Origin of the sequence: Rariglobus hedericola, assembly GCF_007559335.1 — a bacterium.
Taxonomy (GTDB): domain Bacteria; phylum Verrucomicrobiota; class Verrucomicrobiia; order Opitutales; family Opitutaceae; genus Rariglobus; species Rariglobus hedericola.
In genome coordinates this window covers 534672-553775 of record NZ_VMBG01000002.1, presented here as the reverse complement: position 1 = coordinate 553775, position 19104 = coordinate 534672, and the positions used below count along the sequence as shown (strand labels likewise).

The 19104-nt window shown below is 60.6% G+C and carries 16 protein-coding genes and 1 tRNA gene; 4 read left to right on the top strand and 13 right to left on the bottom strand.

From position 1 onward, the window contains the following. Position 1: 1 nt before the first annotated feature. From FPL22_RS12625 to FPL22_RS12610, 4 genes are read left to right on the top strand one after another with little or no spacing between them, the layout of a single operon-like run. Positions 2 to 1492, top strand: a complete 1491-nt coding sequence (locus tag FPL22_RS12625) for a circularly permuted type 2 ATP-grasp protein (RefSeq protein WP_144230774.1) — start codon at positions 2 to 4, stop codon at positions 1490 to 1492. A gap of 5 nt (positions 1493 to 1497) precedes the next feature. Then, positions 1498 to 2484: an alpha-E domain-containing protein gene (locus tag FPL22_RS12620; protein ID WP_144230773.1), complete on the top strand. Its 987-nt coding sequence runs from the start codon at positions 1498 to 1500 to the stop codon at positions 2482 to 2484. 22 nt (positions 2485 to 2506) lie between these two features. Beyond that, the gene (locus FPL22_RS12615) at positions 2507 to 3472 is read left to right on the top strand and encodes a hypothetical protein (RefSeq protein ID WP_144230772.1); all 966 of its coding nucleotides are present in this window, start codon (positions 2507 to 2509) and stop codon (positions 3470 to 3472) included. A gap of 59 nt (positions 3473 to 3531) precedes the next feature. Next, positions 3532 to 4383 (top strand): DNA-3-methyladenine glycosylase family protein, encoded by an 852-nt coding sequence (locus FPL22_RS12610; protein WP_144230771.1) that lies wholly within the window; start codon positions 3532 to 3534, stop codon positions 4381 to 4383. Here FPL22_RS12610 and FPL22_RS12605 read toward each other — a convergent pair. The 13 genes from FPL22_RS12605 to FPL22_RS12545 all read right to left on the bottom strand — a co-directional run bounded on the left by FPL22_RS12605 (position 4373) and on the right by FPL22_RS12545 (position 18906). Next, positions 4373 to 5458 carry a hypothetical protein gene (locus tag FPL22_RS12605; protein WP_144230770.1) on the bottom strand — a complete coding sequence of 362 codons (1086 nt, stop codon included), beginning with the start codon at positions 5456 to 5458 and terminating at the stop codon, positions 4373 to 4375. The genes FPL22_RS12610 and FPL22_RS12605 overlap by 11 nt on opposite strands. 115 nt (positions 5459 to 5573) lie before the next feature. Further along, the gene (locus FPL22_RS12600; protein ID WP_144230769.1) at positions 5574 to 6209 is read right to left on the bottom strand and encodes a DUF6498-containing protein; all 636 of its coding nucleotides are present in this window, start codon (positions 6207 to 6209) and stop codon (positions 5574 to 5576) included. Position 6210: 1 nt separating this feature from the next. Next, on the bottom strand, positions 6211 to 6603 hold the full coding sequence (locus FPL22_RS12595; RefSeq protein WP_144230768.1) for a VOC family protein: 393 nt from the start codon (positions 6601 to 6603) through the stop codon (positions 6211 to 6213). A gap of 55 nt (positions 6604 to 6658) precedes the next feature. Next, on the bottom strand, positions 6659 to 8134 hold the full coding sequence (locus FPL22_RS12590; RefSeq protein ID WP_144230767.1) for a hypothetical protein: 1476 nt from the start codon (positions 8132 to 8134) through the stop codon (positions 6659 to 6661). A 4-nt stretch (positions 8135 to 8138) separates the two neighbouring features. Further along, the gene (locus tag FPL22_RS12585; protein ID WP_144230766.1) at positions 8139 to 8582 is read right to left on the bottom strand and encodes an ExbD/TolR family protein; all 444 of its coding nucleotides are present in this window, start codon (positions 8580 to 8582) and stop codon (positions 8139 to 8141) included. Between the two features lie 10 nt (positions 8583 to 8592). Next, positions 8593 to 9018, bottom strand: coding sequence for an ExbD/TolR family protein (locus tag FPL22_RS12580; RefSeq protein WP_144230765.1), 426 nt, complete (start codon positions 9016 to 9018; stop codon positions 8593 to 8595). Positions 9019 to 9084: 66 nt separating this feature from the next. Beyond that, positions 9085 to 9900: a MotA/TolQ/ExbB proton channel family protein gene (locus FPL22_RS12575; RefSeq protein ID WP_144230764.1), complete on the bottom strand. Its 816-nt coding sequence runs from the start codon at positions 9898 to 9900 to the stop codon at positions 9085 to 9087. 38 nt (positions 9901 to 9938) lie between these two features. After that, positions 9939 to 10739 carry a tetratricopeptide repeat protein gene (locus FPL22_RS12570; RefSeq protein ID WP_144230763.1) on the bottom strand — a complete coding sequence of 267 codons (801 nt, stop codon included), beginning with the start codon at positions 10737 to 10739 and terminating at the stop codon, positions 9939 to 9941. Next, the gene (locus FPL22_RS12565; RefSeq protein WP_162525301.1) at positions 10736 to 13636 is read right to left on the bottom strand and encodes a tetratricopeptide repeat protein; all 2901 of its coding nucleotides are present in this window, start codon (positions 13634 to 13636) and stop codon (positions 10736 to 10738) included. The genes FPL22_RS12570 and FPL22_RS12565 overlap by 4 nt, the downstream gene beginning before the upstream one ends. A gap of 220 nt (positions 13637 to 13856) precedes the next feature. Next, positions 13857 to 13940, bottom strand: a tRNA-Leu gene (locus FPL22_RS12560). A gap of 102 nt (positions 13941 to 14042) precedes the next feature. Further along, positions 14043 to 16103, bottom strand: coding sequence for a hypothetical protein (locus tag FPL22_RS12555; RefSeq protein ID WP_144230761.1), 2061 nt, complete (start codon positions 16101 to 16103; stop codon positions 14043 to 14045). A gap of 109 nt (positions 16104 to 16212) precedes the next feature. Beyond that, complete coding sequence (locus FPL22_RS12550) at positions 16213 to 17112, bottom strand: phosphatidylserine decarboxylase (RefSeq protein ID WP_144230760.1); 900 nt, start codon at positions 17110 to 17112, stop codon at positions 16213 to 16215. A gap of 150 nt (positions 17113 to 17262) precedes the next feature. Next, a complete protein-coding gene (locus tag FPL22_RS12545) occupies positions 17263 to 18906 on the bottom strand; it encodes a beta strand repeat-containing protein (RefSeq protein WP_162525300.1) in 1644 nt (547 codons plus the stop codon). Between the last annotated feature and the right edge of the window lie 198 nt (positions 18907 to 19104).

The window sequence follows — 19104 nt, the reverse complement described above, 5'->3', positions numbered from 1 at the left end:
CATGTCCGATCTCTTCGCGAACTACGAACACGGTAAATTTTATGACGAGATGTTTGCCTCACCGGGCAAATCCCGTCCGCACTACCGGCGTTTGTATGAGCGCTTCGGCCTGCTTGAAAACATGGCGGAGCTGATGGACCGCCAGCGCACCGCCGACCAGACGTTCATCGACCGCGGCGTCACCTTTACCGTCTATTCCGACAACGCCGGCACCGAGAAGATTTTCCCCTTCGACCTGCTCCCCCGCATCATCCCCGCCCACGAATGGGCGCACCTGGAACGCGGTCTCGTCCAGCGCATGACGGCGCTGAACATGTTCCTCGCCGACATCTACGGCCCGCAACGCATCCTCAAGGAAGGCATCATGCCCCGCGAGATGATTGAGACGTCGAAGAATTTCCGCCCCGAGCTCGTCGGCTGCAAAATCGCCAAGGACCTCTACGTCCACATCAACGGCTCCGACATGATCCGCGACGAAGCGGGCGTGTATTCGGTTCTTGAGGACAACCTCCGCACCCCGTCCGGCGTCAGCTACGTGCTCGAAAACCGCCAGGTCATGAAGCGCGTGTTCCCGACCATGCTGCGCGATTACCGCGTGCGCCCCGTCGAGAATTACACCAACGACCTGCTCAACCTTCTCCTCTACCTCGCCCCCGCGCACGTTCCCGAGCCGACCGTCGTGCTGCTCACGCCCGGCGTGTTCAACTCCGCCTACTTCGAGCACAGTTTCCTCGCCCGCCAGATGGGCATCGAAATCGTCGAGGGCTCCGACCTCGTCGTGGAAAACGACAAGGTCTACATGCGCCGCACCGACGGACTCGCGCCCGTCCACGTGATCTACCGCCGCATCGACGACGACTTCCTCGACCCGACTGTATTCCGCAAGGATTCGCTCCTCGGCGTGCCCGGCCTTTTCGAGGCCTACCGCAAGGGCAACGTTGCTCTCTGCAATCCGATCGGCACCGGTGTGGCCGATGACAAGGCCGTGTATTATTACGTGCCGAAGATGATCAAGTTCTACCTCGGCGAGGACCCCATACTCCCGAACATCGAGACCTTCCTCTCCGGCAACGAAAACGAGCTCTCCCACATCCTCGCCAACCTCCCAAAACTCGTCGTGAAAAGCGTCAACGAGGCCGGCGGTTACGGCATGCTGGTCGGCCCGCACAGCACGCAGACGCAGATCGAGGAGTTCCGCGCCAAGATCATTGCGAACCCGCGCAACTTCATCGCGCAGCCGACCATCGGCCTCTCGCGCTGCCCCAGCGTATGCGAAGGCGGCACGATCGAGGGACGTCACATCGATTTCCGTCCTTACATCCTCAACGGCGAAACCATCAAGATCATGCCGGGCGGCCTCACGCGCGTCGCGCTCCGCAAGGGCTCGCTCGTCGTCAACTCGTCGCAGGGCGGCGGCTCGAAGGACACCTGGGTCCTCAACGACGACGTCACCAACCCGCCCATGCCGGTGCAGGAACAAATCATCGTTTAACTCCCATGCTTTCACGCGTCGCTAGTCTCGTTTATTGGATGGCCCGCCAGCTCGAGCGTGCCGAAAACACCGCCCGCACCATCGACGTCAACGCCCAGCTCGTGCTCGACCTCCAGTCGCGCCAGGCCGCCGATGACCCGAAGTCCTGGGAGCCGCTCGTCTACGTCACCGGCGACCAGGAGAAGTTCTTCGAACTCTACGGAAAAGTCGCCAGCGAGCGTGCCGTCATCGAGTTCATGATCTTCGACAAGCGCAACCCGAGCTCGATCATGTCGTGCATTTCCGCCGCCCGCGAAAACGCCCGCTGCATCCGCGACCAGCTTTCCTCCGAGGTCTGGGAAACGCTCAATACGTTTTACCTGAAGCTCAAAAGCGACGACTATCCGCGCTACGCCCAACTCGGCTCCGCGGTGTATCTCAATCACGTCAAGACGCAGATCCAGCTCTTCTACGGCGTCGCGGATTCGATGATCCCGCGCACCGATTTGTGGTGGTTCTTCGATCTCGGTCGTCACCTCGAACGCGCCGACAACACCTCGCGCATCCTCGATGTGAAATACTACATGCTCCTGCCCAGCCTCCACACTGTGGGCTCAGCACTCGACATGATCCAATGGGCCAGCGTGTTGCGCTCCTGCTCAGCTTTTGAAGCCTTCCGGCGCTCCCGTCGCGGCCAGCTCAACCTCGAACGTGTGGTTGATTATCTCCTCCGCGACGCGGTTTTCCCGCGCAGCATTCTGTTCTCCATCATGGAAGCCGAACAGGCGCTCGGACAGATCACCGTGTCCGTTCATCACATGGAGGACAATGTGCCCGCCCGCCTCATCCGTGAGCTGCGCGCCGAACTGGAAATGATCGATGTCCCCGGCGTGATCGCCGACGGCCTTCACGAGTTCCTCGACGACGTGCAGAACAAGATCTCCGACATCCACAACGCACTCCTGTCGACGTTCGTCGAATATCCGACCGGTTCCGCCAAAGTGCTGGGTTGAGTTCCGCCGCAGAGCCTTCAACTTGCAACACGCCGCCGTCACCCTGATGGCGGCGTGTTCGTTTATACTCACCAAAGGCATCTCCATGAACTTCCCTCGATTGCTGCCCAAGTCCCTCCTCCTCCTGCTGGCCGTCATCGCGATCACGGCTTCCGCGACGCTCTCCTACGCAGAAACGTATTCCGTTAATTTCACCACGCCTTGGCGTGAAGGGCAGCTCTTCAAAGCCACCGTCAAAGCCTCCCAGAAATCGCGGATGCTCATCAGCCAAGGCACTCAAGTGGTGCAACAACAGGTGCTCGAAGACACCGCCGCCACCATGGAAGCCGACGCAAAAGCGCTCACGTTTTTCCCTCACGGCGGCATTAAAAAAGTCGCCTACACCATCCGCTCCCTGCGCGTTTCCCGCAGCAGCGGTCCTGAATCCGATTACCTTCCCGCCGGCACTCAAATCATCGTGGAGTCCATCGGCACCGGCGTGAAATCCTACATCATCGACGGCAAGGTCGCCACGAAGGAGCAAAAGGAAGTGCTCAAACTCGTCACCGCCACCGACGAGGCCAACTACAACGACCAGATTCTTTTCGGCACGGACAAACCCGTCGAGTTGAGCGGGACATGGCAACCCGACTTGGAAAAACTCAAGACTGCGATCGCCAAGGATGTCGGCGAAATCCCCGTGTCGACCGGCACCATGAAGCTCGAAGCCATTGAAGGAAGCGGTGACAAACAAGTCGCGGTTGTCTCCGGCAATGTTTCATTCAGCGGTTTTGCGCCGCCCCTGCCCCCGGGTATCAGCCCCAAAGCCGGCTCCTTCACCATCGTCCTAGACGGTCGCATACCCGCGACCCGCACCGGATCCAAACGAGTCGAAAACATGAAGGTCACCGCCAGCTTTGTCGGCGAAACCAAAGGTCCCACCGGAGCACTCATCATGCTCACTGTGATGGCCGATATGAGTAATTCGACCACGCTCGTCTTCCCCTGAATACGTCCGTCATTTCATCAGCCGCCGGCTGGACGCCTTTTGCATTACTCCAAGGTGCGGTGCCCGCGCTTACGCCGGGCACCCTCGCCGAATTGGTCGACGGAGGTCAGGCCTTCCGGTGGCAACGCGAGCCCGACGACACGTGGCTCGGTATCTGGGCCGAGCATGTCGTCCGCCTTCGTATGAATTCCAACGGCGGACTGGAGTGGTCTGCACCCGAGGCATTGGCCGCGCGCGTTCGCACAGCGCTGCCGTTGTATTTGTTTGGCCATGACACCGCCACCGCGGTCGATGCGCTGCCCTGGCGAAGCGATACCCATCTCGCACGCTGCCTCAACGCGTTTTCTGGCCTGACAATTCTACGTCAGCCTTTTGGCGAAACCCTCCTCGGTTTTCTTTGCAGCGCGACGAAGCAAATCGTGCAGATCAAACAAATGATCGCCTTGCTCGCCCAACGCCACGGCGCCCCGCTGGCCGGGACCAACAGCCTGCATCGATTACCAACATGGCCCGAGCTCGCGACAGCATCCGAGATCGAACTGCGGGCCTGCCTGCTGGGATTTCGCGCCCGCTACATTCACCAAACCGCCCAGTTCATTGCCGCCAATCCCGGCTGGCTGGAAGCCACCGAAGCCGCGCCTTACGCCGAGGCCAAGGCGCGCCTGATGACGTTGCCCGGTGTCGGAGCCAAGGTCGCGGACTGCGTGCTCCTTTTCGGCGCGGGCAAACTCGAGGCGTTTCCCGTGGATACATGGATCATCAAAGCCATGGCCCGTCGCTATGCGCTTGATGAGTGGACGCCGGAACAAGTGGCGCACTTTGGCCGCATGCACTTCGGAACCTTCGCTGGCCTGGCCCAACAATACCTCTTCGCCTACGAACGCGCCTACGGAAAAACCGTCAGCCCCTAGGTAGCCTTTCGTTACTCACGCGGCCCAGTCGAGTCGAAGGAATCAACCAGCTAAAGTTTCCTCGATAAGTGATCATCGCGCTTCCGATCACCTCGTTGGCATCGTAGCGAACTCTGAGCTGCCACGAGCCATGGATATTAATCCCCTCCACTCGATGGATCATCAGACGCTCCCCGTTTTGCTTCATCAAGTAATCAGGATAGGATTCATAGCTCGTAATAAAGCAGCGTAGATCGCCCAACGTCATACCCGTGTGAATGTTCGCCCAGCGCACGGGTCGTTGCGCCCATATCGCGCTAACCGCATACACCTGAACCCCCGTTACGACGGCTCCCACCATTACGAAAACCAACAAGCCCCGGCGAAGCATCCTAGCCTTAGGTAAACGCGGCCGGCATATCCGATAGCCCACGCCGATCATTAGCAGGGGAATCAGACTCAACGCCACCGCAACGATCTGAGTTTTCACCGGATCGTTCGCCAAGGGATCCTTCCGGTAAACAACCTCGAACTGAGGAGGAATAGAAGAATCCTCCAAGAGCTTCATCCCCTTCAGATAGTCTGCCACGAGTTCGGCTTCTCCATACTTCAAACACTCACCGAGCACACTGTTCTCCGGCTGCTGCTGAGGCAGAATTTCTCTTTCCCAAGTATGGTCGCCGCCCAGATCAAAAATCTCATCCTGCTGAATGAGCTTGGCTCCTTGAACGGCGTAGATGCCGACTTCTTTGGTCGCCGTTAAAAACAAAAGAGCTCTCCCCGGTGGAAAATACTCGGCCGGCGTTTCCGCAATTACGCCATCGGCATGTTTTTCTCGCATACCTTTACGAAGCGGCCGCCGGCTTACCGGCGCGTATTTTACAGTGAACTCCTTTCCCTCTTCGAGCACACCTTTGAACACGCGCAGGGATTTGCAGCGGGCAAACGCTTCCCGATAGGTCCAAGTGGGATACTCCGTCACGTTGTAGCCAATCTCCACTTCCTCACAGAGCACGACGACATCGGACACCACCGCCATCTTTTGCATGGTGAAATGAGGGATCACCACGGCACGCACGGGCAGAAGCGATGCCATGACTAACAACATGCCCAGCATAATCGATTTCACGGCTCATCCCAAACCGCGGTTATCGAGTTTACGACCTCATACTCACCATCCGCTTACGACACACCTAAACGCTCACCGTATCTTACGACTTTAGCACCAGTCGCCACGGGAAAAAATATACGGCGTAAACCACGGCGTAGATCGCGAAGCTCTCCCATTTCATGGCGTGGGCGAAGGCGAAGAAGAAAATCAACAGGTGCAACCGGATCACGTTGACGTAGGGTTTCATCATCAACGCCCCGCCATCCCGCGCTTTGCGGGCTTCGATGTCACCCGCATTGACCGAAACATTATCAACGCGTGGTGGTGGCCGGCGAAACGCTGCTCGCTCTGCAAAAAATGCCACCGGCAGCCAGATCGCATACCGCGCCACCACTTCGAGGTAATCCGGACCGCCCTCGCCGCGAACCCCATCCAAAGGGAAGAACTGTTCGAGAAACATCGAGTGCACGAAATGAAACATCCCGAAATGCACCGTGAAGAAGGCCAACAGGAACAAGCCGCCCAGCATCTCGCCGGCACGTCCCCACGCACGGCTGAAGATCGTCCAAACGATCATGGTATAGCCCACCACCAAACTCGACAGCCACAGGCTCCAAATCAAATCGCCCGTGTTCCAGCCCGCGAACCTCGCGATCGCAAGGCCGGCGACAAATGCCAGCGCATCGGGCCACGCCGTCAGCCACCGATTCTCGCAGACGTTTGCCGTATTGCCCACGTCAGCCTTTCGACGAACGCTGGATCAATTCGATTTCGTAGCCTTCAGGCGCATCAATGAAGGCGATCAACGAACCGCTACCCGTCGTCGTGGGACCGTCGCTGAGTTCGAATCCCTTGGCCTTCAGTTCAGCGGCAAAGGCCTTCAGGTCCTCGACCTCGAACGCGAGGTGAGTGAGATCGGCCTGCACCTTGACCGGCTCGGCGCCCGCGGGCATCTGACAAAGTTCGATTTCCTCGTCGCTGTTCGGCGTGGCTAGAAATACGAGCTGCGCACCGCGCGGGGAGGTGTGGCGGCGGGAGACCGTGAGCCCGAGCGCGTCCTGATAAAACTTAACCGTGCGCTCGATCTCGTTTACCCGGTAGCGGGTGTGAAGGAGTTTTTTAACAGCCATGCCGTGCAGCCAAACGCCGCACGGCCCGCCTCGCAAGCGTGGGACTCGCCCTCGCTTATTTCTTCTGCTCGTCGCGCTTGGACAGTTCCTGCAGGCGCTTGGTGGTGATCAGCTCAAACTTGCCGCCGTTACGCGAGCTGGTCTTTCCAAGGTTCTCCATGGACACCTTTGGCTCCTCGTTCGGTCCGACAAAAAGGAAGATGTTCAACGCGGCGCGATCCTTGAGCAATGCACGCTGCATTTGGGAAATATACATGATCACATCGGAGTATTCGGCGTTCTCCCACTCACTGTAGCCCGTCCACCAAAGGACTTTTCCGCTCTTGGTGGTCCAGCCCTTGGTGTCCAGTTTGATGCTTTCACCGATGCGTTTAAGCGCCGCCTGAAAGTCACCGTCAAACACGCGTTTGATGTCTTGGATAATGAAAGGCGACTTACCCTGCGCCTTGAGCTTGGCGTTGATCGCGTCGAATTCGGCGCGGGCCTTGTTCATGGCTGCGCCGCGGGCGGCACCCACGGCAGCCATGTCCAATCCTTCCCGTTTGAGATCGGCGATGTAGTCGTCGTTCTCCCGTTTGCGCTTGGCTAGTTCGCTCTCGCTCACTTTGCGGCGCTGGGCACCAGCGCTGCCCGTGATGAGATAAACCGTGTCAGGCTGGAGCTCCAACGAGGCGCGCAACGCACGCGTCCAAAGCGGAACATACAAAGTCTCATCGAGACCGGCATTGGTGATGGGCTTCGGTCTCCAGGTGACGCGATTGGGAACCGACTGGATGCCGACGCGGGCCGAGTCCGCATTGATCGGTTTGATCCACTCGAACAGTCGCTCTTTGTTGGCCACCGTGGCGGGCAGCAAGGTGCGCTCGAACGACGTGACAGCGCCATCAGTGCCGGACGTGCCGGTCTCGAATAATACGACGCCAAACTCCGCGCTCGGGGGCAGGCGGCTGATCAGCTTGGCCATTTCATCACGGATGATTTGAAACGCCTCAAAGCCACCTTTGCGGATGTCCATCAAGCCGGTGCCGACATCGACCACGAATACTATTTTGGAGGCGCGCTGGCTGGTCGTGCCGAGGAAGCTCATGCTCATGAACCCGCTGCCGAGACCATTGCCGCCACCGAGACCGGTGTTGTAACCCGTGCCAGTGCCCACCGCACCCATGCCGGCGCCGAAGCCCATGCCACTGAGCGAGCTCGCGCCAACCGACGGAAGGTCGGGCATGGCGGGCATCTGAAGGGCGTTGTCCGCCGTGGAGAAAATACGTGAGGCCGAAACCGGTGAAGAACTGGCGGAGCCGCCGCCTTTGCGGGCGACCTGCAGGCGGTGTTCAACCTGTTTTTGCGCGACCGACTCGGTGGCCGAGGCCGCCTCCATGATCTTCTTTTTTCCGATGATCTGCTCGCTCACCACAAAGTAGCCTGCGATCGCGATCAGCACGACGTGCACGATGACCGTGACGAGCAACGGCACGCTGGCCGTGACGCGCTTGTAGAGATTGGGGTGCTTTTTTGGGGTCTCCTCGGACATGGGATTATTCCTCCGAGTCGGAGGTGAAAGTCACGTTGGTGATACCGGCGACGGCCAGTGCGTTGAGCACGTCGATCGTGCGGTAATAGGGAGACTCGGGATTGCTGATCAGCGTTACCACGAGCTTGCTCTTCGCGGCGTCGCTCGAGCTCTTGAGGCGCATCAGCGTGCCGGTGAGCTGGGGCAATTCGCGGCTCTGCGGGGAGTCGTAGGATTCGTCGTTGAGCGAAACTTCGCCGTCTTCACTGACGCTGAGAATCTGCTCGTCGACAAACTCCGTGGTCGCCGAAGAAACCGAGATGCCAGGGAGCTTGGTCTGGAGAATCTGCTCGATCTTGATCTGCGCGGCCAGGGCCATGAAGAACACGAGGATCACGAACACCACGTCGATCATGGGCGCGATCTGGAAGCCCACGTCGGGGTTGGCCTGCTGGATGGGCATTTTCATGGTCGGTAAATCAGCGGCTGAGGGTGGCGAAGGTCACGTCGGAGATGCCGGCCTTGGCGGCGGCTTCCACCACGGCGGAAACATAACGAACGGGTGTGAGGCCGTCGCTACGCACAAGCACGCGAACCTTCGGGTCGGCCTTTTTGCGGGCGATGAGCGTCGAGACCACATCGTCCAGATTGACGGCGTGTTCTTCGAAGGTCGTGACGGCACTCTGCGTTTGAGCCTTCCAGGCGACATTGAAGACAAGTTCGCCTTCAGAGTCTTCCTTCTTGTTGGCATCGGGCGCCACGGGGAGCTCGATGCTTGGGTCATAACGCGAGACCGCAGTCGTCGCGATGCTCATAAAGAAAATGAGCAGCACGAGTAACACGTCGATCATCGGGGCTATTTGGAATTCGGGATCGCCCTCCGCTCCGCCACCACCACCTGCCATAAGTTTAAGAAGTTAAAGGGTTGGAATTGAGCGCGGGGAAAATGAATGCCCTGCGCGGGGGGATGATCAGGCCTCTTGGGCGTGACCGGGCTGAACGTAGGTCGGACCACCGGCCACCCAGTTGGGCGTGGCAGCGAAGCTCTCGCCGCCTTCGAACTCCACTTCGGCCAGATGGCTGTAAGGGAATTTGCGGAAAAGGTCGTTGGCGGTGTCGGACAGCGCGTGGATCGAGTGGCCCACGCGATTACGGATGAGGTAGTAGAACACGAACGCCGGAATGGCGACGGCCAGACCCGAGGCGGTCGCGTGGAGCACGTGGCCGATGGCGCCCGAGAGCTTCGAGGGATCGGCCGCACCGGCCTGGCCCATCGCCGCGAACGCCTGAATCATGCCGACGACCGTGCCGGTGAGGCCGATCATGGGCGCGATAACGCCGATGACGGAGAGGTAGGCGATCTTGCTCTGGAAGCGGGAGTTTTCACCGATGATGGCTGAGCCCATCGCATCTTCAGCAGCCTGTTTGCCGCTGGGGGCATGCTTCAGGCCGGCATAGATGACGTTGGCGAGAATGCCGGGATTGGCGCGGGCCCAGTTGTAGGCGCCATGATAATCACCGGCGCGAAAGAACGAACGGAATGCCTCGACCGCGACGGGCGAGACGAACTGCTTGTGAGCGGTCTTCATGTAGAGATCGATCACGAGATAGACGATCAGCGCCGAACAGATCCACAGGGGGATGATCGCCGGGGCGCTGAGCTCCTGGAGGAGCGATTTTTTAACGACAGTGGGGGCGGCGGCGGCTGCGCTCTGGGCAAGCAGGGCAAGCGGGCTGGCGGTGAGCAGGGCGGCGAAACCAGTGAGACGGCGGAGGGAGGATTTCATAATTCGCGGGAGAGTTGTTTTTAAGAAAGCAAAAGGGGTCAGAGGCGGGCGGACTCGGTCTTGGCAACCGCCGCCTCGGCAGTGTCGGGATAGGTTACGATGATGTCGAGATACGCGCGCTCGGCACGCGCGGAGTCACCGTAGCCACGATAGGCGCGGGCGCTGCCCAAAAGTGCGACCGGCATCACGGCATCTTCGGTTCCATAAAAAACGGGAACCTGGAGATAAAATTCGAGCGCCTTGGAGAACTCCTTGCGGGCGTAGGCAATGTCACCGCGAAGGATCGCGGCGCGCGCCTCGATCTCGGAGGAGGCGTCTTTACGCATGATTTCGTCGAGCATCGCGTCGGCGATATCCGCCTTGTTCAGGAGCATCTGGATGCGCGCCATGATCAGCTGGGCGGCGGCGACGGTTTCCGAATCCGTCGATGTAGACATCAGCTCACGGGCGGCGCGCTCGGTTTCGTCGTTCTTCTGCTGGGCAAGCAAAGCGCGGGCACGAATCAACGCAGCCTCACCCCACCACGAACCGGGCAATTTGGAATAAGGCGCGAACTGGCGGTAGATCGGGGTGATCTTTTCCTCGGCCTCGACGCCCTTGCCGGCCGCGACGAGCTGGCGCGCCTGCTCGACCTCTTCGGGCTCAGGCCAGTCGAGACGGGCCACTTGGGACAACGGGTAGGACACCTCCGCACCTGCGGCGACCGCACGCACCAGCTTGCCGTCTTTCAGGACAACGTCGGCCTGGTTGAGCGCCTTGCCATCCTTGAGGATGAAGCGCTGGGCGCACAGCGGTGAAACCGCGGCGAGGGCCAACAATGCACAGATAAGCTTTTTCATGAGGCACCTCCCGTGGTGGTCGCCGCTGCGGCGGGTGAATCGGGCACTTGGAGTTCGAGGACTTTCGCGCGTTCCAACGCCTTGCCCAGCTCAGGATACGATTCGAACCGGTCGCGATTGCGGATCATTTCACGATAAGTGGCCAAGGCTTCCTTCGGCTGGCCCTGCTTTTCAAAGGTCTCGCCGCTGCGCAGGTAGGCGCGGGCCACCCAAGGCGTGAACTTCTTGTAGGAAATAAACACGCGCTGGAAATGCGCCTGGGCCTGCGCGAGATCGTTGGAAGCACCGCGCTTCAACAGGATTTCGCCCAGTGAATAAATGCTCTGCGCCGTGGCTTCGCCGCGCCAGGCACGGTTGCTGGCGATCTGCTCGAAGAGCTCCTTGGACTCATCAAGCTTGCCGGCGGCCAGCAGGGTCTTCGCGCGGCCGAGCGTGGCTTCGAGGAGTTTGAAGCGGGCGCCGGCACGATCAATCGCGTTGGTGAAATGGATGAGCGCGTTGTCGTAATCGCCGGCCAGATAGGCCAGTTCGCCCAAGCCGACGTAACCAAAATCCGCATACATCGAGCGCGGATAACGCAACACGAGCTGGTCATAACAAGCGCGGGCGCGATCCAGCTTGCCCTGCTGGCGCAGCAGGTCGCCGACGCGGCCGAGCAAACCGGGAGGCAGGGCCTCGGGAGCGATTTCGTCGCCAATGCGCGACAGGAGTTCATCGCGCAGCGCAGGGTTCTTACGGAGCGAGGCAACCTCGGCTTCGGTGAACAGCACACGGGCTTTGACCGTGTCCTGGTGCTTGGTCGCATCGGTGACCAATTCCTTTTCAACACGCGCCGCGATCTCTTCGTTGGAAGGCGCAGGCGGACGCACGCCATCGGGACCCGGACGGGGATTGCGGGCCAGCAGGGCGGCCATCTGAGTCAGCAAGCGCTCAACCGCGTCACGATTGGGATCGGTGAGGTAACGGCGGGCAATCTCACCCATCTGGGTGATGGCGACATCCGGCTTGCCTTCACGACCGCGCAGGCGGCCGATCCAGTAGGCGGCATTGATCACAAACGGATGATCAGGGCGTTCGCGGGCGAAGTCTTCCCACATCACCGCGGCGGTGTTGTAATCGCGCTTGGATTGGTAGTGCTTGGTCAGCTCATCGAGGACGTAGCCCAGCTGGTCGTCGGAGAGCGACGCCGACATGGCCGCGCGATAGCTGGCAATGGCGTCATCAATGCGGCCTTCGCCGGCATAAACATCACCCTGCGTGGAAAGGGCTTCGCCGCGCTGGGCGTGATCGACGGGGAAATCCGCCAGCCAGGCGTCCAACTGCTTCTCGGCAGCCGCGTAATCCTGCATCGCATACTGCGCGGCAGCGATACGGTAACGACCATCGGCGACAAAACGCCCCTCGGGGTATTTCGCGATGTATTCGTTGATCTCCTTGATGGCATCGCCGGCGCGACCGAGCACCAGCGTGGCCATCGCGCGTAGATAAGTCGCATCCTCGGCGAAACGTCCCTGCGGATACTTCGCGACGTATTTCTCGGCATCGGCGCGGGCCTCATCAAACTTGCCACCGGCGAAATGCGCGTTGGCCTGCATGAGCACCATGAACTCGGTGAGTTCGGCGTCGGGAAACTTGTTCACGCCCACTTCAAGAAACTCCAGCTGGAGGTCCGCGCGACCGCGATCAAACGCCGTCTGCGCGGCAACGTAGAGGGCCTGCGGCAGCAGTTTGCTCTCGGGAATCGCCCGCATGAAATCATCCAGCGCGGTGCGCATGCGATCCACCCGGCCGGAATCGGCATAGGCGCGCACGAGATCCGAGTAAGCGAGTTCACGTTCCTCGGCTTGCGGGTATTCCTTCAGCAAGCGCTCCAGAACGATTGCCGACTCCCACGCGCCACCACGGAGCAGGAACGTGTGGCCGAGGCGATAAAACAGGGTCGCGTCATAATCCGCGCGCTTCGAAATCTCATCGAGCGCTTCCTTGGTTGCCTTGATGCGCGCCTCGATGCGGCGAACGCTGTCGGCATCCGTCACCGAACCGCGAAACATCGATTTCTGACGGGCCAGCTGGCTCTCCATGCGGGCAGTGCGCTGCTTCTGCATGCGCAGGAGCTCGGAGCGTGGCAGCACCGTGCGATAAGCGGTCAAAGCACCCGCGAGATCATTGGAACCCAGCAATGTATCGCCCAACTGGAGACTGAGGACGTTGAGGCCTGCGAGGTTGTCCACCGTGCTCATGCTGCCGCGCAGGAGTTCCAGACCGCGACGCGCCGCATCGGGGTTCTTCTGCTGGAGTTGCAGGGCAATCAGAGTGAGAGCGGAATCGGCCCAGTCCGCATCACGCGGCGCCGATGCGAGCAGGCGGTTGAGGGCGTCGATGGCGACCTCGGGCTGGTTGGCCTGTTGCGCAGCCATCGAACGATACATGAGCGCCTTGTCGCGATAGACCGGAGATTCCTCCAACGCCTGAAAAACGGGCACGGCTTCGGCAAATTTCTTCTGCAGTGCGAGCGAGAGACCCAGCACCAAACGACCATCCGCCGCGGCCTGGCCGGTCGTGGTAGTCTTGAGCATCGCAGTGGCGATCTCCTCCGCGCGGGCAAAATTCTGAAGCTGAAAATTGGTATTGGCCGCCAGCAACTGCACGTTGGACAACGACACGCCGGAAGGAAGCGCCTCGCCCTTTTCCGCACGGGCCAGAACCATGTCGAGCAACGGCGCGGCATCGGCGGGTTTACGGGCCTTGATCTGCGTATCCGCCTCACTCAAAACCTGCGGAAGCGGCACTTGAATCTGTGCCTGCACGCCGGCTGCGGTGACCACGGCAACACCCAGACCGCAGGCAAAGCGAGCAGGACCAAGTGAGGACGAAATTCGGCGCAGGGGTAAACGCATAGGGGAAAACCCTGACAGGGGAATTGTTTCGTTGTGCCACGTCAATGCATTCATGCTGAATTCTAGTTCAAACTATATCACGGGAATGCATCGCAGGCCAATTACATGAGCCATAAAATCGTGCAACTTCATGCACGTTTATTCAGGGTCACAGTATCCATACACGCCCTACACCAACCCCATACGGCAAACGAAGGCCCGCACGGAGGCCGGCAAAGATTGGTGCCCGGGACAGGACTCGAACCTGCACACCTTTCGATATGGGCTTCTAAGACCCACGTGTCTGCCATTCCACCACCCGGGCGGGCGCTGAGGGCGTCACAGTGCCGACGCCCGCTCTCCCGTGGCAAGTCCGAAGGCTAACTCGGCCGGCCCAATTTACCGAACGAGCGTCCCGCCTACATACTCACGGCAGCACGATCTCGTAACTCAACACCTGCTCCGTCGTCCCACCCGCGACTGCGAGCACGAACGATACGAGTTCCGGATCCGCGACCACCGGCTTCGATCCAGCCCCCGTAAACGCCGGATCATAACGCAGGCTCAGCGCCCCGGCCTTGGTTGCGTAAGCCACTTCACCCGTGCGCACCACCGGCAAGGCTCCCGGCGCCGTGAACTCAGTTGAGCCCAAGTGAACGCCGTAAACCGCATCCAACGTTCCCGACTTATCCGACAAGCCGGTGGGCTTGAAACGCACGTTCACCTTCACCGAATGAGGGAGGCAGGTATACGTCTGTCTCAGCAAAAACTTCGGGTGCACCACCTCCACGTCGAACACGATCGCACCGTCGCGCACCTGCTTGAGGACCCGCGCCCGATAATCGGGGCTGCCCATGTCGCCGGCCTTTCGCACCACCTTGCGCCCGTCGGCTCCCAGCGAAACTCCGTAAAGCCGCATGAAACCGAGATTCTTGACCCACGCCGAGGCGCGCCCGGTTGCCTTCAAATCCACCAGCACACCTTTCGGTGAAACCGCGAAACCGTAATGATCATTCTTGAAGCTGACCGGATCGCGCTTCAGTTCCGACTCGAGCAGAACCCGCTGTAACGCCGGATCCAATCCGGATGCCTCTTTCACCGCCGGGCCCGTCGCAGCCGGTTTCACCGAAGCCACCGAAGCCGTCGCTGCGGCGGACTTCGCCTTCTCGGCCGACGGTTTAAGAAAAAACATCGCTCCACCGGCCAGCAGCACCACACCCACCACACCCGCAATCACCGGCACCAACGGAAATTTTTTACCCGTCGTCGCAGCCGGTGCAGGCGTAATCGCAGACTTCAACGGAGCCTTCGCCGCAACGGGTTTGGGCGTAGCCGGCTTGGCCACTGCGGGTTCAACCGGTTTTATCGCCACCGGTTTGGGCGGCACCGGCTTCACTTGCGCGGGAGCTGGTGCAGGTGCACGCATCAGCACCGGAGCGGCCGCCGCAGGCCGCACAATCGCCGGCACCGGAACCGGCGCGACTGGAACCACCGCTTCGGCAATCGCCACCGGCATCGCCGCACCGGGCGTCAACCACACCGGCAACCACGCGCCACCCACCTGCCCCGCCGCAGCGGCTTGCAGCAAGCCGCTCACCCTCGACGACACATGTTCAGAAGAAACCCCGTAGCGGGCCGCCGCGATCGCCTCAGCCGGCGTCCACACGGGCAACTCGATCGATTTCGCCACCGCCGCCGCCAGCCACGACTGACCGGCGGTCAACCCGACGACATGCAACGCCGCCGGTGTTTCTTTATCCAAAGCCGTAAGAATGGCCGCGCCCACCCGTCCCCCGATCCGCTCCGCCGTCTCGCTGAAGTCATACTCACCGCTTAAAAACAACTTGGACGCCGCCATGCGGAACTTGAGCCCCAGCTCCGCCTGCACCGCCTCAAAAATCTGCGTAAACCCGACCGCGACTTCGCACACCGCACGAATGCCCGCAGACGATACGATCCATACTTTGCCGGCCGACTCACCCGGAACCCACACCGCCACGCTTTCCGTCGCAGGCCGGCCGCTCAACAGCTGCACCACGCCACCCAACTCGGCCGGCAACGCCGCGGTCACCGCCAGCGGGCTCAGCCCCAAAGTCGTCAACCGTGCGCGCGCCTCGGCCTCCGCTTCCGCCGTGATTCCAGCCATCAACACGCCCGTCACCCCATCGCCCACTGGCACGACACCCTTCGCCGCATCACACACCGCCACGCGCGCGCCGCCACCGCCCGCCGCCCGCGCCAAAAACGCGTCCGCCGTGCGCATCCCCGCCGCTTCTTCCGCCGACACCAGGGTCGCGATGCCCGACGCCGGAGCCAGCAATGCCACACTCACCGGCGCACCCGGCGCATGCTCCGTCACAAACGTCGACACGCCCGCCGCATCGTCCGCCGCAAATTCGCCCTGCGTGACCACGCGGTCGTTCACCACCACGGCGGCGCGCACAAAATACGGGGCAAGTTCAACAATCAGACGAGGGGTAGCGGACATAGGAAAAATCCAAGGATTAAGAATCAGTATTCAAAAGACATTACACTCAACCAACGGCCCGGGCGATCAGCTTCAAACGAGGGTCATTTTCACGCCACGGACCGGACACTTACAACGCCACACCGAGCCGGTCGCCCATGCGGGCATACGTCTCCACATGTTGCGCGCTCTGCGCCACCACGTCGTCGTCGAACCGGATGCTGCCTTTCTGGAAAACCGTGATCACGCACGAGCCGCCAAACGTGAACAATCCCTTCTCCTCGCCCTTCGCCACCGGTTTACCCGCCTCGAAGAAATTCTTGATCGTGCCGACGCAGGTCGCACCGACTTCGAACACTGCCACACGACCGAAGCGCGTGTCATTAACGAGCGTGAGCGCGCGTTTGTTTTGCACGAGGTAGCCGACGTTGCGGCGCAGCGCGATCGGGCTCACCGAGTAAAGGTAGCCGTTGATCAGTTTCGGCGCCGCCGGCACGCCCGCCACTGGAAAGTGGAAGCGGTGGTAGTCAACCGGACACAACCGCGAGATCACCATCGCGCCGCCGGCAAACTCGCGCGCCAGCGCCTCGTCGCCAAACAACTCGGCCAGCGAGAACTTCGCACCCTTCACATAAAAACCATCCGCCTTGTCCACGTCGGGAAACGCGAGATGGCGACCATCTGCGGCGAACACCGCGACATCCTCGCCGGCCGCGATGGGCCGCGCGTCTTTTTTTAGCGCACGGTAGAAAAACTCGTTGAAGGTTTTGAACTCCAGCGGCGACTTCGCGAATGCGTCCACATCGAGGTCATAGTCGGCGATGAAAGGCAGCACCTTTTGCGCACTGATCGGGCGATCCATGCGCCAGCCATACCAGTGCGAGAACACCGCGCGCTTGATCAGCGCCCACACTGAAAAGCCACCGGGTGCGGTCTCGTAGGTCCAGCGCAACCACTTCTCGCCATAGACCTGCTCGGTTTCGACGGACTGCGTGTAACGGTTATAAAAACGAATCGGCTCGGCGCACATAATGATGCGTTACGTTCGCCAACCCACGCCCCGGCGCAAAGCAGAAATAAGGCGGCCGAATGCACCGGACATTGAAAAGCCCGGGACTCTCGCGAGCCACCGGGCTTGTTAGGAAGGCCGTGGTTAATACGGCAAGGGATATACGAGCGCTTAAAGACGCTTGCGACGCAGGGTTGCCGCCAGGCCCAGAGACAACACGCCGCCGATCAGCGCGTAGGTCGACGGCTCGGGAATGGCGGAAACGGTGAGCACGATGTCGTTGCCCGAAATCGAAAGCGTGCCGTTCAGCCCGCCAACCGTGCCGGTAAGATTTGAACCCATCGTGCCGACAATCGAAGTGGTCGTCGAAAACAGCGTGTAGGTGCCGACGCCGTAGCCCGAAAGCGTAGTAAAGCTGAAGTCATTCCAATCCAGCGCGCCGGTGCCGATGGTGAGCGCGCCGCTCGACAACGCGATCTTGTCGCTGCTTCCGACGGAGCCGAGGTTGAAGAGCAAACCGCCGGTGCCCGAGGCGAGTCCGGAGATGTCGAGCGTGCTGGTAAACGTAAGAGTGCCGGCGACACCGCTGCTCGCGCCCGGGGACAAGAAAGAACCCGAAGCAGCGGTGGCCGCGCCGGCAATCGTGCCGTTGCCGCCAAACGTGCCGGAGGTGATCGTGACCGCGCCCGTTCCCGTCTTGGCACCGTTGATCAATAAAATGCCGCCGCTGACAGTGGTCACACCGGTGTAACTGTTAGTCAGACCATTGAGCGTCATTGCGCCAGCGTTCACGGTAAGCGCGCCGGACGTGTTCATGTTGCCGCTGAACACCAGCGTGCCAGTGCCCGCCTTGGTGATGCTCCAGCCGGTATTGCCGCTCCAATTGTTGGCAAAGGTCGCGGTCGTCGAGTTGGTAACCGTCCAAATCTTGGAGCCTCCGATAGTGGTGCCGGTCGTGGACGCGAAATTCAGGTCGCCCAAGCCGGTGGAGGCACCCTGAAGCGCGCCAAAAGACAGCTCATTGCTGCCCATCGACAGAGCATTGGTAATGGTGCGGGTGCTGTTGTCCAAAGACTGCACCGCACCTCGGCTCAGCGTAAACGTGCCCGTGCCAAGACCGTTGTTGGTTCCCGTCCCCAAAATAAGTCGTCCATCGGTCAAGGTCGTTCCGCCCGAGTGAAGGCCATTACCCAATAAGGTGAGAGTGCTGCCGCTGTTGGTCTTGGTGATTCTGCCCGCGCCCGAAGTGTTGCCCGAATAAACCACGGACACCGAGTCTACGTTTAAAACCGCTCCGCTCGCGATGTCGGCATTTCCGATCGCCGTGTCACTGGCCAGACGCAAGGTGCCCGCGTTCACGTTGGTCGTCCCCGAGAAGGTGTTGGCACCGGACAGGACCAAGGTGCCGAGACCAGCCTTGGTCAGACCACTGCTTCCGGCAATCACCGCGCTAATGGTGGCGGTGGCTCCCGTGCCAAGCGTATCAACCGTAATCGTAGGCGTTGTGCCGGCGAGGGTCAGCGCGTTCGCAGCATTGCCGTTATTCGACAAAACCCAGCTTCCCGCCGTGGCCGTGTTGGTATCGCCAAAGACCAGATTGCCGATCGTGCGCGTGGAATCCAAATTCACGGTCGTCACGGGCGTCGCAGGGATATCCACGTTGTTGAAGTTGGCGGTAAACCCGCTGCCATCGGCGATCACCGAGCCGGACCAGTTGCCCGCAGTGCTCCAAAGCAAGCCGGTGCTCGTCGTGGCCCACGTGCCGTCGGCAGCGCGGGAAACGGATGCGAGGGAAAGCAGCAGGGTGGTCGACAAAACAACGCGTGATACGCGGGAACGACAAAGGCGGGAGCTGGGGTTCATCGCTGCATCATACGCGAAAGCCACGTCAGCAGTTAGGCTAGTGCTGATCTGAAATGTGTCTTTTCCCGAGATTAGCGCCTTTCGATTTCAAAAGACCGACTGCTGCACATGCCTGCAGAATAACGGAAACCCAGCTGCAATAATCCCTAC

What these genes read in the sequence shown, in the direction of transcription:
- FPL22_RS12625 (WP_144230774.1), top strand. Translation starts at nt 2, where the DNA reads ATGTCCGATCTCTTCGCGAACTACGAACACGGTAAATTTTATGACGAG.
- FPL22_RS12620 (WP_144230773.1), top strand. Translation starts at nt 1,498, where the DNA reads ATGCTTTCACGCGTCGCTAGTCTCGTTTATTGGATGGCCCGCCAGCTC.
- FPL22_RS12605 (WP_144230770.1), bottom strand. Translation starts at nt 5,458, where the DNA reads ATGGCATCGCTTCTGCCCGTGCGTGCCGTGGTGATCCCTCATTTCACC.
- FPL22_RS12595 (WP_144230768.1), bottom strand. Translation starts at nt 6,603, where the DNA reads ATGGCTGTTAAAAAACTCCTTCACACCCGCTACCGGGTAAACGAGATC.
- FPL22_RS12590 (WP_144230767.1), bottom strand. Translation starts at nt 8,134, where the DNA reads ATGTCCGAGGAGACCCCAAAAAAGCACCCCAATCTCTACAAGCGCGTC.
- FPL22_RS12585 (WP_144230766.1), bottom strand. Translation starts at nt 8,582, where the DNA reads ATGAAAATGCCCATCCAGCAGGCCAACCCCGACGTGGGCTTCCAGATC.
- FPL22_RS12580 (WP_144230765.1), bottom strand. Translation starts at nt 9,018, where the DNA reads ATGGCAGGTGGTGGTGGCGGAGCGGAGGGCGATCCCGAATTCCAAATA.
- FPL22_RS12575 (WP_144230764.1), bottom strand. Translation starts at nt 9,900, where the DNA reads ATGAAATCCTCCCTCCGCCGTCTCACTGGTTTCGCCGCCCTGCTCACC.
- FPL22_RS12570 (WP_144230763.1), bottom strand. Translation starts at nt 10,739, where the DNA reads ATGAAAAAGCTTATCTGTGCATTGTTGGCCCTCGCCGCGGTTTCACCG.
- FPL22_RS12565 (WP_162525301.1), bottom strand. Translation starts at nt 13,636, where the DNA reads ATGCGTTTACCCCTGCGCCGAATTTCGTCCTCACTTGGTCCTGCTCGC.
- FPL22_RS12555 (WP_144230761.1), bottom strand. Translation starts at nt 16,103, where the DNA reads ATGTCCGCTACCCCTCGTCTGATTGTTGAACTTGCCCCGTATTTTGTG.
- FPL22_RS12550 (WP_144230760.1), bottom strand. Translation starts at nt 17,112, where the DNA reads ATGTGCGCCGAGCCGATTCGTTTTTATAACCGTTACACGCAGTCCGTC.